We start from the raw sequence: 14,783 nt of genomic DNA, 5'->3' as shown, positions 1-14,783 counted from the left end.
ATTTTAAAATTTTGATTGACTTTGAATAAGGCGAAATGTTATTGTTTTTTTTAATCAAATATGGCGACATGACTTTGGACGTCATGTTAGCGAATTGACAAAGAAAATGTTTTAATGCAGCGCCTCCTACTAACTTAGGGGCGCTGCTTTTTTATGTTGTTTAGGAGTGAAAAGATGGATAAAAGAATTTATTTACTATCAATTATTACGTTTATAGTAGGCCTAGTTGAATTAGTTATCGGAGGATTACTTCCACTTATTGCGGAAGATTTAAATATTTCGTATGGTCAAGTTGGATCGTTAATCTCCATGTTTTCGTTAAGTTTTGCCATATCAGGCCCGATATTATTATCATTAACAGCAAAGATGGAACGAAAAAAATTATTTCTGATCGTATTGTTTATATTCTTTGTATCAAATATGATCATTGTGTTAAGTGATATGTTTGTTTTTCTAATGGCGGCGAGAATTTTATCAGCGATGTGTGCGTCGCTGCTAGTTTCATTGTGTATTACAATCGCTTCTCAAATAAGCGATGATTCCTATACAGCGCGAGCTATTGGTCTTGTGTTAATGGGGGTTAGTGCTTCTCTCGTATTCGGTGTTCCGTTTAGTTTATGGTTAGGCAGTGCATTTGGTTGGAGAGCACCGTTTTTATTGATTGCCATTTTGACATTGGTGCTTATGTTGATTGTATTCCTTGCTTTAGGGACAATTGAGCCTAAAAAGAATTTGCCTTTGAAAGCACAAATTGCTGCGATCAAGGATAGAAAAATTTTACTGATTCACGCAATCTCTATCGTGTTTTTTACAGGTCACATGACGCTGTATGCGTATTTAACACCGTTTCTTCAATCAACGCTACATCTGTCTGAGAAATCTCTTAGTCTTATGTATTTACTGATAGGAGTATTTTCGATACTCGGCAGTTTGTTAGGTGGATATTTTACTGATCGTATTAGTGCAAAACGGACGATTATTTCCGTATTATCCTTATTTATAATAACAATTGTAGCAATACCACTATTTAAATTTTCTGTTGTACTTTTCGTTGGAGCAATTTTATTATGGAGCTTACTAAGTTGGTCACTTCAACCAGCCATTCAAAGTTTTATCGTTTCTTGTGCATCAACGACATCAGATGTTCATCAAAGTTTAAATAATTCTGGTGCTCATATCGGGATGGCTTTAGGCACAACAATTGGTGGCACAATTATTGACTCCTATGCAGTCGAAACAAATGCACTAATTGGCGGTACAATTACTTGTATGGCACTGATCGTTGCCATCGTAACCTTTAAATTGCAAAGAAACTAAAAACTCTTGAATATTAAACTCTGATTTTCCTATGCTAAGTAGAAAAATTAGAGTTTTTTATTTCTTAAGTGAAGAAGGGAATATATCGAGTTTAATCTATTATGCAAAAATGAATAATCACCAACAATGCTACAGTGATTCCTCTCTCTTAAAGTCTCAGCTAAACTTACCCGAGCATCCTGACGTTATGCAATATTAAATACATATATTGGTTATTTATATTTAGTTCTTTCTTTTTTAGATAAATATGGTAATATTAAATGGGGTTATGAATAGTTGAACTTTAACTTTAGTCAGTATCGTTCAATGGCAATTATTTGCTAATAAAATAATGCAAAGAAGAGCGTATCATAATTTACAAACTACTTTAAGCAATTGAAAATGTTAGGGGGAAATTTATGGTTTATAACGAGGTTGTGAAAATCGGTGATTCCTATTTACTTCCGTTAATATCAGAGATGTACGGATTGGATGGCTATGAAATAAAGCCGGTGAATGCCCATAGTGGTGGACGTAATTTAGTTTATACTTGTGAAAAAGAAGGTGCTGACGCTAAAATACTCAGAATTGCCTTCTTACAAGACCGAAGACGAGAAGATTTTCTTGGCGAAGTGGAGTATATCAGGTATTTATTTGAACACGGCGCAAGTGTTTCAGATGTCGTCAACTCTCAGAATGAGAATTTGTTGGAAGAGATTACTTATAATAATCACACCTTTTTTGTCTGCCTTTTCAAAAAGGCGAAGGGAAAACAGCTTGTAGAAAATCATTATCAATATCGAGAAGGCGTTCCGATGTCGGAATACTACTATAACTGTGGTAAAGTGCTCGGGAAGTTGCACCAATTGTCGAAAGGCTATACACCTGTTCATCACCGTTATAGTTTCTTTGATAAATATAATCGTGAGTATATTGATAAGTTGATACCAAATACGTTCCCTACGCTTAAGAAGAAAATAGTGGAGCTTCTTAACACTTTAGAAGGATTGGACAAAAACCAAGAGTCTTTCGGAATGGTCCATTTTGATTTCAATGATGGAAACTATTCGATAGATTTTAATACCGGACAAATTACCGTATATGACTTTGATAATTCATGTTACTGCTGGTATATGTTTGATTTGGCAGCGCTTTGGACACAAGGAGTTGGCTGGATCCATTTTGAACCAGATGCCGAAAAACGGAAAGTGTTTATGGATCATTATTTTGAAACAGTCCTCGATGGATATAAATCTGAAACCCTAATCGAAAATTCAATGTTAGATAAACTGCCTTTATTTATCCAAGTAAATATCATGGAAAATATTGTAGATGCATTTGAAGTCATGCGCAACAATGGCGAAGAACCAACGTGTGATGAGGAGTTAGCGTATCTCATAAAATGCTTAGAGGACGATATTCCATATAAAGGTTTTTTCCATGAAATATATTCGTGTGATGAACCATTTGAATATGAGAAACAAAATGTTTAGTCTTTCTGTCCAATAACCGATTTATGAAGACAAAACTTTTATTGAAACTAGCCTGCAAAAGTAGGCTAGTTTTTCTTTGTGAGCATCTCACCAGTTACTTTTGAATACATTTTTATAGTTGAAAGCAAAAATGAATTATCTTGGGGGAGATTTTATGGACGCTATAGTAGAGAAGAAGAGTGAGGATATAATAATTTCGGTTATCATACCGGCGCATAATGAAGAGAAGTATATCGGAAAATGTTTAGAATCTATTTCAAAAGCTTCAACATTTCTGCCAGGAAAAGTTGAAGTCATTGTTGTGTTAAATCGATGTACAGATAGAACGGAAGAAATCGCAAAATCATTTAACTGTATCACATTAATAAATAACGATAAAAACCTTTCTAAAATAAGGAACGCAGGTGTTGACATTGCTAGAGGTGAAATTATCGTGACAATAGATGCCGATACACTGATGAACGAACATGTTTTGTTAAAGGCACAAGAGAACTTAACGACTGGTAACTACATTGGCGGTGGAGTAACTGGCAAATTTGAAAGAATGTCTTTTGGCATTTTTGTTTCCACTTTATTATTAATTGGGCCATTACTTTTTAAATATGGTGCCATTTCTGTAGGGATATTTTGGTGCTACAAAAAAGATTTTGAAGCAATAAAAGGATTTAATGAAAAGATGCTGATGACTGAAGATGCAGATTTCGCTAAACGGTTAAAAGCGTTTGGCAAAACGAAAGGTAAAAAATACGGGACGATTCAAAATGGCATGATCACGTCGAGCAGAAAGTTTGATAAACACGGAGACTGGATTTTACTTAAACGTCCAAAAATGATTCTCGCTTATCTTAAAGGTACAGACGAAAAATATGCGGATGAAGCCTATTATGAAAACCAAGATCGATAAAAGAGAGTAAACGACATCAATCAAATTTAATTTTTCTAGGTGTTAATCGAAGAAGGATTAACGCTTTTTTTGTAGAAGTGATAAATGAAAGTGCTGTGAGTTTTTCTAAATGGGCTTGCAAGTGATGAGGAGGAGAGCGTTATATGTTTAAACAATTAGTTATTGGTGACGTAGCGCAAGAACTAGCGTCTACACGTCGCATTTTAAAACAGTTGCCTGATGAGCATATGCTATGGCGACCACATGAAAAATCGATGACGCTAGGTGGACTGGCTACGCACCTCGTCAACTTGCTGAACTGGCAAATCGCTATTTTTCAGTCCTCGGACTTTGATCTTGCGACTGTACCATTACGGCGTGAAGCATTGGCAAAACGCGCTGAGGTACTAGAAGAGTTTGATGCAAACAGTAGCAAGTTAGCAAAGTTGCTCGCCGAATGTGATGATCAAATGCTCGGCGCACAATGGACATTACGCCATGGTGACCATATACTCCAACAAGAGCCACGAGCGATCGCATTTCGTACTTTCGGGTTAAGTCATATGGTCCACCACCGCGCACAGCTAGGGCTCTACTTGCGCCTTCTCGATATTGCAGTGCCAGGCGTTTATGGACCATCAGCTGACGAGGAAGCTAACAGAACAAAATTGTAAAGGTGAAGTCACAAAGTAAAAGCCAAACTTCCCATTGAAATAAGAGAGAAATTTGGCTTTTTTTATAAAAGTATTTTCTATCGAATTTTTACTATTATTTTCCCTTTCGCTCTTCCTAACTCCGCATATTCCAATGCTTTTTGAGCATCTTCAAATGGAAAAACACGATCAATTATCGGCTTAATTTTACCCGTTTCTATATAGTTAGCAATAAGGCGTAATTGCTCACCGCTTGGCTTCATAAATAAAAATGAATAGTGGACTTTATGCTTTTTTTCAAGTTTAGTCAGTTTAGTACTGGCTATTGCAAACAACAACGTTTTAAAAAATCCGAAACCATTTTCTCTTCCAAAGCGAGCATTTGGCAAACCAGAAACAGAAACCATTTTTCCTCCGCTTTTTAACACTTGAAATGATTTTTCGAGCATTTCACCACCAAGAGTATCAAACACCGCATCATAATTCTTCAGTATCTCTTCAAATTTTTCAGACTTATAATTAATGATTTCGTCAGCCCCGAGAGATGTTACTAAATTCGCTCCCGCTTCACTGGCTGTTGTGGCAACTGTGGCCCCCATTAATTTAGCAAGCTGAATAGCAAAGGTACCGACACCTCCAGCACCTGCTTGAATGAATATCTTTTGTCCTTTTTGTAGTTGCAAGATGTCTGTTAATGCTTGATAGGCGGTTAAGCCAACTAATGGAATCGATGCTGCTTCTTCAAAACTTAAATTTTTTGGTTTGAAGGCGATGTCCTCTTCATGAATGGCGATATATTCAGCAAATGTACCGATTTTACTCTTACGTGGACGTGCATAAATTTCGTCACCTACTTTAAATCGAGTTACTTTAGCGCCTACTTCTGCCACAACACCTGAAAAGTCATTTCCTAAAATTAGTGGCATGTTGTATTTCACTAATAATTTCACTTTGCCGTCACGTATTTTAAAATCGATTGGATTAATGCTAGCAGCATGGATTTCTGCTAGTACTTCATTATCGCCAATTTCAGGCGTGGGCATATTTACGAGACGCATGGGAACTTGCCCATAGCGATCAATAATCATTGCTTTCATTGTAATTCCTCCAAATAAAGAGTGTTAATGGCCATCATTGGTATAAAAGTTTTGCATGAATTGATCTATATCTAACATAAGTGTTCTTAATCGTCCTAAATCTGAACGTACATTAATGTAATAAAAGTTTTTTGTGCCTTCTTTACGCATTAAAATAACGCCGGCTTCACGTAATACCTTCAGATGATGGGACACAGCAGGTCGAGATAAATGGGTTTGTTCGGTAATTTCACCTACACGCAATCCTGTATGACAATCTGTTCCCATGAGAACGAATAAGATCGCTTGACGTGTTTCATCACCAATTGCCACTAGAACTTTTTGACATTGTATAAAATCTTCTTTGATGAGATTCAGTTGTCCTTGCTTATTCATTCTGAAAAACCTCCAATAATTAGATGAATCGTTTAAGTTGATGGACCAAATAGTTGAATACAACAATATACTATTGATATGTGCCGTGCAATATTGAGAAAGAAAATCGAGACGAATGCATGGGAAGTATGAAGGTATGAACAGCACAATGCGCTTAATTACAATGCGGTAAAGGATATTTTTGAGAAAAAGTATAATTTGTGGTAGTGTTTTTGGGAAGGAGGAAAGTTATAATCCGACATAAAAAGAAAGGTGTTAACATGTATAAAAAGGTTCTAAAATTTCGACCAAGACAATATTGGCGTATCGGTGAACACGAGGCTTGGTTTACAGATATGGCAGCAAAGGGACTTCATTTATCTAAGATGGGAGCCTTTGTCCATTTTATTAAAGGGGAACCGAAAAAAATAAGGTACAGAATAGATGTATCCTCAAGTAAACAAATTTCACAAGAGCAAATAAAGCTCTTTGAAAAAACGGGTTGGCAATATGTCACAAGCTATTATTATTTCCATGTATTTTCATCACCTGAGGAACGCAATGCGCCAGAGCTATATAGTAATCTAACGGAGCAAGCTCAAACCTTTGATGAACTAGATAAGAAACTAACGATGAAAGCGATTATATCTAGTGTGACGATGATTGTGATGATTTGTACACTGCTTGCAGTTTGGTTTCTTGACGGCACACCAACCTTCGTGTTAGTTGATGGGTTAGCTATTCAACAAACGGGCTTGACTATTTTTTTAGGATATATGAACTTGACAGCACTCCAAGCTGCTTTTTCCATTCGAGCTTTGCGTAACGGGCTTATGGAAGGACAACCGATTAATCATCAAGCGCATTGGATATCGTCTTTTCAGTTTAATAAAATATTATCCTTTAGTTTTACAGTAGTCTTCTTAGTAAGTGCTTCTATTCCATTTATTCAGCTTGCAAAAAGCGATACACAAACATTACCTAAGTCTACTACTGACTTGCCAATTGTTCGATTAGCAGATGTTGAAAATGATCCCGCCTTTACTAGAGTTGTATCATACATAAATGATGAAGTTGATTGGGGAAATCGCTATACATTTAAGTGGGGTCCTCTAGCTCCTGCGCAATACGAGACAAATGAAAGTGGACGTGTTCCAGGGAAAAAGTGGGACAACTTAGGTGGCGAATATGCACCAGATATACATACGATGGTTTATCAGTTGAGCGTACCAGCGTTAGCTAAAAATTTAATTGATGATTTAATAAAAAAATACGATTATGACGCAAATCCGCAAGATTATATGGAAATGACGCATCCACAATTAGATTATTTAATTGTAAATGATAAAATGCTCTTTAAAGACGTCTTAGTTGCTCATAATCATGTCGTCATGTTTGTGCGGTACCATGGCGAGGCAGAACTTAATTCCTTGATTGATAATATTGTAGAGAAGATTTATTTAATATCTGAATAAAATAATTGCAGGCTGAATTACAGTATTGAAATTTAATTTAGAATAGTATAAAATTTACAAAAATCGATAGAAAAAGCGATGAAAAGAAGAGTAAACATACGGACTATCGACAGAGACCTCTGGGAGCTGAAAAGGAGGGATAGGAAATGTGTTGAACCAAGTCTTGGAGCTGTGCATTGGATTTGTTGGTTGAAACAATGATGATGCAACGTATTCTCACGTTAACGAGATAGAGTATCGCAGGTTTTATGATGCCGTACTCGATAAGGCTTCTACAGCAATGTAGAAATGAACTGGGGTGGCACCGCGATATGACTCGCCCCCAAGATAATATCTTGGGGGTGAGTTTTTTTATTTTGTTTTAAAAAAAATAAAATAGGAGTGGTGACGATGTCCAGATGGAAATATCCTTTTATCTTACTAGGGGGAATAGGCATATCAAATATAGGTGCCTGGGTTTACCTGATTGCACTAAATTTAATCCTTTTAAATGAAACAGGCTCTCCACTTGCCATTGCTATATTATATATTCTAGGTCCTATAGCAACGATTTGTACAAATGGTTGGGCAGGTAGTTTCATCGACCGTATCAACACAAGGCGACTGATGATGGGGCTAGACGTTTTTCGCGCACTGTCTATTGCGTTAATTCCTGTTTTACCTTCTATCATCTATATTTATGTACTCGCTTTTTTTATTAATATGGCCAGTGCGATTTTTCAACCAACGTCAATGGTTTATATGACCAAACTCATTCCGGAAAAAGATCGGCAACGCTTTAATGCACTACGGAGTTTTATTAACTCTTGTGGCTCACTAATTGGTCCTGCCGTTGCTGGGATGTTATTTTGGATGGGAACGCCTTATACTGCCATCTATGTCAATGCAGTAGCTTTATTTTTTTCAGCATTCATTATTAAAATGCTTCCTAATGTGGATGCAAAACGCCAAGAATCAAAGAAGCAAAAACTTACGTGGGAGTTAATTAAAAATGATTTTCGGGTAGTTTTATCTTTTAGTAAGAACGACACTTATATTACGAAAATATATTTATTATTTTCTGGTACTACAATATTTATGACCGCCATCGATTCACTCGAGGCAGCCTTTGCTAAAGGGGTACTTTCCATATCAGACACGCATTATGGATTTTTATTAAGTATCTTTGGAACAGGTATTATTTTAGGATCCATGATTAATTCAGTTTTTTCCAAACAACTTGCAGTGAAGCATTTAATTGGGTTTGGTACGATCTTTACCTCAATCGGTTATTTAGTCTTTTATAGTGCAAGTGGCTATATAAGTGCTGCGCTTGCTATATTTCTAATAGGGTTTGCTGTTACGTTTGCGAACACAGGGTATTTAACTTTTTATCAAAATCATGTGCCTGTCGAAATGATGGGAAGGTTCGGTAGCATCTTTAGTGTTATTGAAGCCTTTTGCATTGTGGTATTAACGATTTTAATCGGCTTAATAGCAGAATTAACTGCAATCCGTCCTGTTGGTCTAATCGCTTCAGTTGCCTTCTTCTTGCTTGGGTTACTATCGTTGAAAGCAGTAGTAGGTGTTAAAAGAGGAGCATATTTTAAAAAAGAAGCTGTAAATAGTTAAAGTGAAGGCTTGACCGGTAATATATCGGCAAGCCTTTTATTTTTCAGCAATAAAAAACGAACATTAAGAATGAAAACACTCCGAACGTTCGTTTTTAAATCGATAAAATGCGATTGCCTCACAGGCCGAATAAAAACCTAATTGAATAAAACACGAACATTATAGAGTTCAGCCATAGAGCTATTTAAATCGCATTATTTATTCAATTCCTTATATAAAACATATTTTAAAGCTGAAATTTCATCTTCAGATAGTTTACCTTCAATTTCGGATAATACTTCATCCTTACTAATGGAACCAGTTTGCACTTGTTCCTGAATTTCAAGTAAACGAGTAACGCCGACTTTTTTTATTAACACACGTGTTGCTTCTTCTTTCGTTTGGAAGGGAAGCGTATCCGGATTTGTAGTTGCTGCTTCGCTTACCATTTCTTGAACCATTGCATCGTTCTCAATATAAGATTTTACTTCTGCTAATTTTTCGTCATCTAAATTAGATTCCACTTTTTCAATTATTTTTTCGGAAGCGATATTTGTCCCAAAATGCCACATAGCATAGCCAGCTGCACCGATTAATACAAGAATTATAGCCGTAATTGTTAAAAACTTTTTCATCAACTCACTCCTAACACTTTGAATATAGCACAACTTCTCATAAACTACGAAGAAAAGATGCCTTCTTTTCCGTTAAGTTTTCACCGAGATTGCACCATAGTATGTCAGGATTCCTGGATGCGTATTTGTTCCACACTCGACCTCGATGTAGAGGGATATTACTGGCCAAATACACAATATTTTTCAAATTGGATACAAAACGGTTGCAAACCAACATAATAAATCATAATATAAGAATATAGTTATATATAAATGAATTCACCTTTTTACCAGGTGATTTTATTTTACATTTTATATAAGTAAATGATTATATAAGGAGTTCTAATAATGGAAAATACCCTAATTGAAAAACAACTTAAAGCAACAGCTGATTTAAATCGCCTTAAATTACTTGCATGCATGAAAACTGGGGAGGTATGTGTATGTGATTTCGTCGATGTACTAGGCATATCACAGCCAGCGGTAAGTCAACATTTACGAAAATTAAAGGAGGCAGGCATTATTACGGAACGGAAAGTAGGGACTTGGAAACATTACCGTTTAGTAGAGGACCAAACGCCACTAATGCAAGGCATTTTAGCACAAATTCAGCCTTTAAACGGTTGCAACTGTCAGACGAATGATTGCCATGTGGAGGAAACTGATAGTGAGTAATGAGCCTTTAACAAAACAGCTTTCTTTTCTAGATCGCTATCTCACGCTTTGGATATTTGTTGCGATGGGGATTGGCGTCATTGTAAGTCTCGCCATGCCTAATATTGGTGAAGCATTAGAGTCTCTGTCTATTGGCACAACGTCTATACCCATTGCTATCGGGTTAATTGTCATGTTGTACCCACCTTTAGCAAAAGTAAAGTATGAAGAAATGTGGCGAGTGTTTAAAGATTGGAAAGTGCTATTACTTTCGCTTTTTCAAAACTGGTTACTGGGACCGTTCTTAATGTTCTTTTTAGCTATTATCTTTTTGCACGACTATCCTGAATATATGGCAGGGCTCATAATGATTGGTTTAGCTCGCTGTATTGCGATGGTCATTGTATGGAATGATTTAGCGCGTGGCGACCGTGAATATGTAGCTGGTTTAGTTGCCTTTAACTCAATCTTTCAAATCATAACGTATTCGTTTTTTGCTTACTTTTTCTTAAATGTATTACCTGGATGGTTTGGTTTAGACAATTTTGAAGTAGCCATTTCCATGTGGGCGATTACAAAGAGTGTCCTTATTTACTTAGGGTTGCCATTTGCTGCAGGCTTCCTTACACGATGGATCGGGCTGAAAACAAAAGGGAAGCAGTGGTATGAAGAAAAGTTTTTACCGAAAATTTCACCACTGACGCTAGTCGCACTGCTGTTCACGATTGTCATGATGTTTGCCTTGAAAGGTGAGCAATTAGTGGAACTTCCATTCGATGTAGTACGCATTGCGATTCCTTTATTTATTTACTTTGTAGTTATGTTTGCTATTTCGTTCTTCTCTTCACGCAAAGCAGGTGCCTCTTATCCGGTCACTGCAGCCCTTTCTTTTACAGCAGCTAGCAACAACTTTGAATTAGCGATTGCTGTAGCAGTTGGCGTCTTTGGTTTGCATAGTGGTGTGGCATTCGCCGCTGTTATTGGTCCACTTGTAGAAGTACCGGTTCTCATAGGACTTGTTTGGGTTGCCTTAAGATGGCAGAAAAAATACTTTAAAGCCATGCAATGATTGGTTGTTGGAGGATAAGCAAATGACAGTAAATCATGCTAGCGTATTAACGAAGGAATATTTTATCGCTTATATAAAGTTAATTATGAAGAGTAGAGAATACACATTGTTACAAGCTAAAGCGTTTGCTTTTGATTTCTTCTTTAAAGGAGATTCGCAACGTTATGGTTCTTCTACTTGGTTACAATTTGAGAAAGCCCTAAATGAATTAAAGGATGTGTGCTAATAATAATTAGAACAAAAATATTTTTTATATAAGTATATGCTTATATCACATAATAAAAAAGGAGATTAATGATGATAACACTAAAAGCAATTAATCAAAACGGATCTTGTTGTAGTCCTACTAAGGAAACGGAAGTAAAGATGACAGCTCATCAGAACGACAAAAAATTACCAATCGTCATAATTGGTGCAGGTCCCATCGGCTTAGCAGCAGCTGCTCATTTAGTTGAACAAAAACAAGCATTTATTTTACTAGAGGCAGGACCGGAAATTGCACATAATATTCGGAGTTGGGGTCATGTTACATTATTTTCACCATGGCGTTATAACATCAATAAGGCAGCCAAAGCATTATTAGATGGCACTGAGTGGGTAGAACCTAACTTAGATGCGTTACCTACCGGTCATGAATTAATTGATTTGTATTTAAAACCTTTATCCGAACTTGAACAGATTAAAGCAAATTTACAATTGAATACAAAAGTAGTTGGCGTAGCTCGACAATTAAATGATAAAATGAAGACAAAAAATCGACTAGCACAGGCCTTTACTGTTTATGTCGAACAAGCGAATGATATACATGTTATTGAGGCAAGAGCTGTTATTGACGCAACGGGAACATGGGGCAATCCAAATCCTGCGAATACATCAGGCGTATGGTTGCAAACCGAAAAAGCATTAGCAAATCATATTGACTATGGTATTCCAGATGTTAATACAAATCGTGAGAAATATGCCAATAAGAAAATTGCTGTGATTGGTGGTGGCCACTCTGCTATAAATACGTTATTAGCACTTGCAGAACTACAGCAGCAGTATCCATCCACAAAGCTGGTATGGATTATGCGTAAACACTCGGTAGAGGAAGCCTATGGGGGAGAGGAAAAAGATGCATTGGCAGCCCGTGGAGCACTCGGTGCAAGGATTCATGAATTAGTCGATTCAGGTAAAGTGGAAGTCATGACACCGTTCTATATTTCACATTTAAAGAAAGAGCAAAATATTACGATAATCGGTACAACTAATGGGGAACAAAAAGTATTAACTGGGTTCGATGAACTAATTGTGAATGCAGGCAATCGTCCTGATTTTACAATCAACAGCGAACTACGACTTGCCATTGATACTGCAACAGAAAGTGTGCAAGCATTGGCACCTTTAATTGATCCGAATGAACATAGCTGTGGAACAGTTAGAGCGCATGGTGAAGAAATACTGAGACAACCGGAAATGGATTTTTATATTGTCGGAGCCAAAAGCTACGGCCGTGCACCAACATTTTTAATGGCGACCGGCTATGAACAAGTTCGTTCAATTACAGCCTACTTATCAGGTAATGTGGAAGCTTCAAAACGTGTGGAATTGGATTTACCAGAAACAGGTGTATGTAGTATTAATCTAGTCAATCAATCAAATACATGTTGTTAAAAAAAGGACTGTTAGTGCATGCTAACAGTCTTTTTAATATGCATACAAAAACCGGCAAATTATTTTGCCGGTTTAAGAAATACCTTATTTTGAATTGTTTGCGTTTGTATTACCCGAAGCATATTTTTTGTTTGCTTCAGCTTTTTGGTTTTGTTGTTTTACATGATTCACATCAGTTTCAGTACCGAATTCAACATCCATTGCTGAGTTCGTTGCACCAGAAGCAAACTGTTTGTTAGCCCCTGATTGTTGGTTTTGTTGTTTCACATGATTCACATCAGTTTCAGTACCAAATTCAACATCCATTGAATTCATAGAATTCGCTGAACCAGAAGCATATTGTTTGTTCGCTTCTGCCTTTTGATTTTGTTGTTTCACATGATTCACATCTGTTTTATTATTGTTAGCCATTGAATATCACCTCCTGCAAAATAGTTTGTACAGAAGGTGAATAAATATCCTTTATTTTTTTAGCAAAGGTTAACAAATGTAATGGCAACGTTTAGATACAGAAAATTTCATTTATATAAAAATATAGGATTTTTTTGGTAAACTAGACTTATTTTTAAGGAATTTATCTAAACATATTGTATTCATTTTAATCCTTTTATAAAATGAAAGCGAATTCACCTTTAAGTGCATGCACGCTTATTAATTAAAATGAATTTCTTACATTTAAGGAGGCATATTAATTATGAAAGCAGCAGTCGTAACAAAAGACAGAAGAGTCAGTGTAGAAGAAAAACAACTTCGACCAATCCAATATGGTGAAGCTTTAGTTCAAACTGAATTTTGTGGTGTATGTCATACCGACTTACATGTAAAAAATGCTGACTTCGGCGATGTAACGGGAATCGTTTTGGGACATGAAGGTATTGGGAAAGTAATCGAAATTGCTGATGGTGTAACTTCTTTAAAAGTTGGTGACCGGGTCTCAATTGCCTGGATGTATGAAAGCTGCGGACATTGCGAATATTGTACGACTGGCCGTGAAACACTGTGTCGTGATGTCAAAAATGCAGGGTACACAGTAGATGGTGCAATGGCTGAACAGGTCATCGTTTCAGCTGATTATGCGGTAAAAGTCCCTGATAATTTAGATCCCGCTGCAGCATCTTCTGTAACTTGTGCAGGTGTAACTACTTACAAAGCTGTCAAAGTGTCGAATATCCGTCCTGGTCAATGGATAGGGATTTTTGGTATCGGCGGCCTAGGTAACTTAGCAGTGCAATACGCAAAAAATGTTTATGGCGCAAAAGTAGTGGCATTTGATATTAATGACGACAAGCTAGCCTTTGCTAAAGAAGTTGGTGCAGATGTAGTCGTCAACTTATTAAATGAAGACCCAGTAGAAAAAGCGAAAGAGCTGACAGATGGTAAAGGTTTAGATGCAACAGTGATTACAGCAGTAGCTAAAACGCCATTTAACCAAGCGATTGATGTTGTAAAAGCTGGCGCTCGTGTTGTAGCCGTTGGTTTACCTGTAGATAGCATGGATTTAAATATCCCTCGTTTAGTTTTAGATGGTATTCAAGTCATCGGCACTTTAGTAGGTACACGTCAAGACTTACAAGAGGCATTCCAATTTGCTGCAGAAGGTAAAGTAGTACCGAAAGTATCCTTACGTAAAATTGAAGAAATTAACGATATCATGTACGAAATGGAACATGGTAAAATTACAGGTCGTATGGTAATTGATTTTACACACTAATTGAGCAGGGAATAAGTTACTATATATAAAACTAGGCACCTCTACTTCGAAATCGAAGGAGGTGGCTAGTTGTGCTTACGAGTGGTACTGGTTGAGCAGGGGCAGTTGAAGTTTTTTTAAAAAAATCCATTTCTTCGTACTGTGAGAGCGATTGAGATGTACAACGGTCCGTATTATTGAAACTCGATACGTTTTATCGCGTAGTTGGATAAGAACAATTGCAGTTGGATAAAATATTTGA

Annotated in this window: 15 protein-coding genes and 1 other annotated feature; of the genes, 11 read left to right on the top strand and 4 right to left on the bottom strand. The window is 36.7% G+C overall.

Annotated features, from left to right (window positions below; translation table 11 throughout):
• Window positions 1-174 precede the first annotated feature (174 nt).
• From ACKVEV_RS05760 to ACKVEV_RS05745, 4 genes are all read left to right on the top strand, one after another.
• Entirely contained in the window at window positions 175-1,317 is a 1,143-nt protein-coding gene (locus tag ACKVEV_RS05760) for an MFS transporter (RefSeq protein WP_409369453.1), read from the top strand.
• A gap of 398 nt (window positions 1,318-1,715) precedes the next feature.
• Window positions 1,716-2,789, top strand: coding sequence for a phosphotransferase enzyme family protein (locus ACKVEV_RS05755; protein ID WP_409369452.1), 1,074 nt, complete (start codon window positions 1,716-1,718; stop codon window positions 2,787-2,789).
• A gap of 154 nt (window positions 2,790-2,943) precedes the next feature.
• Window positions 2,944-3,693 (top strand): glycosyltransferase, encoded by a 750-nt coding sequence (locus tag ACKVEV_RS05750; protein WP_409369451.1) that lies wholly within the window; start codon window positions 2,944-2,946, stop codon window positions 3,691-3,693.
• A 143-nt stretch (window positions 3,694-3,836) separates the two neighbouring features.
• Window positions 3,837-4,346: a DinB family protein gene (locus ACKVEV_RS05745; RefSeq protein WP_409369450.1), complete on the top strand. Its 510-nt coding sequence runs from the start codon at window positions 3,837-3,839 to the stop codon at window positions 4,344-4,346.
• Window positions 4,347-4,423: 77 nt separating this feature from the next.
• On the opposite strand, the gene ACKVEV_RS05740 is transcribed toward ACKVEV_RS05745, so the two are convergent.
• Both ACKVEV_RS05740 and ACKVEV_RS05735 read right to left on the bottom strand, forming a co-directional pair.
• Window positions 4,424-5,422 (bottom strand): NADP-dependent oxidoreductase, encoded by a 999-nt coding sequence (locus tag ACKVEV_RS05740; protein ID WP_409369449.1) that lies wholly within the window; start codon window positions 5,420-5,422, stop codon window positions 4,424-4,426.
• A 24-nt stretch (window positions 5,423-5,446) separates the two neighbouring features.
• Window positions 5,447-5,797, bottom strand: a complete 351-nt coding sequence (locus ACKVEV_RS05735; protein ID WP_409369448.1) for an ArsR/SmtB family transcription factor — start codon at window positions 5,795-5,797, stop codon at window positions 5,447-5,449.
• A gap of 260 nt (window positions 5,798-6,057) precedes the next feature.
• Here ACKVEV_RS05735 and ACKVEV_RS05730 point away from each other — a divergent pair, with 260 nt between their 5' ends.
• Together ACKVEV_RS05730 and ACKVEV_RS05725 are read left to right on the top strand one after the other, a co-directional pair.
• Window positions 6,058-7,251 carry a DUF2812 domain-containing protein gene (locus ACKVEV_RS05730; RefSeq protein ID WP_409369447.1) on the top strand — a complete coding sequence of 398 codons (1,194 nt, stop codon included), beginning with the start codon at window positions 6,058-6,060 and terminating at the stop codon, window positions 7,249-7,251.
• Window positions 7,252-7,320: 69 nt separating this feature from the next.
• Window positions 7,321-7,578: a binding site (T-box leader), on the top strand.
• Window positions 7,579-7,641: 63 nt separating this feature from the next.
• Entirely contained in the window at window positions 7,642-8,862 is a 1,221-nt protein-coding gene (locus tag ACKVEV_RS05725) for an MFS transporter (protein ID WP_409369446.1), read from the top strand.
• A 194-nt stretch (window positions 8,863-9,056) separates the two neighbouring features.
• On the opposite strand, the gene ACKVEV_RS05720 is transcribed toward ACKVEV_RS05725, so the two are convergent.
• Window positions 9,057-9,476, bottom strand: a complete 420-nt coding sequence (locus ACKVEV_RS05720) for a hypothetical protein (RefSeq protein WP_409369445.1) — start codon at window positions 9,474-9,476, stop codon at window positions 9,057-9,059.
• Between the two features lie 327 nt (window positions 9,477-9,803).
• On the opposite strand from ACKVEV_RS05720, the gene ACKVEV_RS05715 reads away from it, so the two are divergent.
• The 4 genes from ACKVEV_RS05715 (at window position 9,804) to ACKVEV_RS05700 (ending at window position 12,831) form a co-directional block, all read left to right on the top strand.
• The gene (locus ACKVEV_RS05715; protein WP_409369444.1) at window positions 9,804-10,130 is read left to right on the top strand and encodes an ArsR/SmtB family transcription factor; all 327 of its coding nucleotides are present in this window, start codon (window positions 9,804-9,806) and stop codon (window positions 10,128-10,130) included.
• Entirely contained in the window at window positions 10,123-11,178 is a 1,056-nt protein-coding gene (gene arsB / locus ACKVEV_RS05710; protein WP_409369443.1) for an ACR3 family arsenite efflux transporter, read from the top strand. The genes ACKVEV_RS05715 and arsB overlap by 8 nt, the downstream gene beginning before the upstream one ends.
• Window positions 11,179-11,200: 22 nt before the next feature.
• Complete coding sequence (locus ACKVEV_RS05705) at window positions 11,201-11,404, top strand: hypothetical protein (RefSeq protein WP_409369442.1); 204 nt, start codon at window positions 11,201-11,203, stop codon at window positions 11,402-11,404.
• A gap of 71 nt (window positions 11,405-11,475) precedes the next feature.
• A complete protein-coding gene (locus ACKVEV_RS05700) occupies window positions 11,476-12,831 on the top strand; it encodes an NAD(P)-binding domain-containing protein (RefSeq protein WP_409370509.1) in 1,356 nt (451 codons plus the stop codon).
• Window positions 12,832-12,915: 84 nt separating this feature from the next.
• Here ACKVEV_RS05700 and ACKVEV_RS05695 read toward each other — a convergent pair whose 3' ends face one another.
• On the bottom strand, window positions 12,916-13,242 hold the full coding sequence (locus ACKVEV_RS05695) for a gamma-type small acid-soluble spore protein (RefSeq protein WP_409369441.1): 327 nt from the start codon (window positions 13,240-13,242) through the stop codon (window positions 12,916-12,918).
• A gap of 283 nt (window positions 13,243-13,525) precedes the next feature.
• On the opposite strand from ACKVEV_RS05695, the gene adhP reads away from it, so the two are divergent.
• Entirely contained in the window at window positions 13,526-14,542 is a 1,017-nt protein-coding gene (gene adhP, locus ACKVEV_RS05690) for an alcohol dehydrogenase AdhP (RefSeq protein ID WP_409369440.1), read from the top strand.
• The last annotated feature ends 241 nt before the right edge of the window (window positions 14,543-14,783 follow it).

The sequence above is a fragment of the Lysinibacillus sp. 38-6 genome (assembly GCF_046245175.1).
In the GTDB taxonomy this organism is placed as follows: domain Bacteria; phylum Bacillota; class Bacilli; order Bacillales_A; family Planococcaceae; genus Lysinibacillus.
The sequence above is the reverse complement of the archived record's forward strand: the minus strand, read 5'-3'. Positions and strand labels throughout refer to the sequence as shown.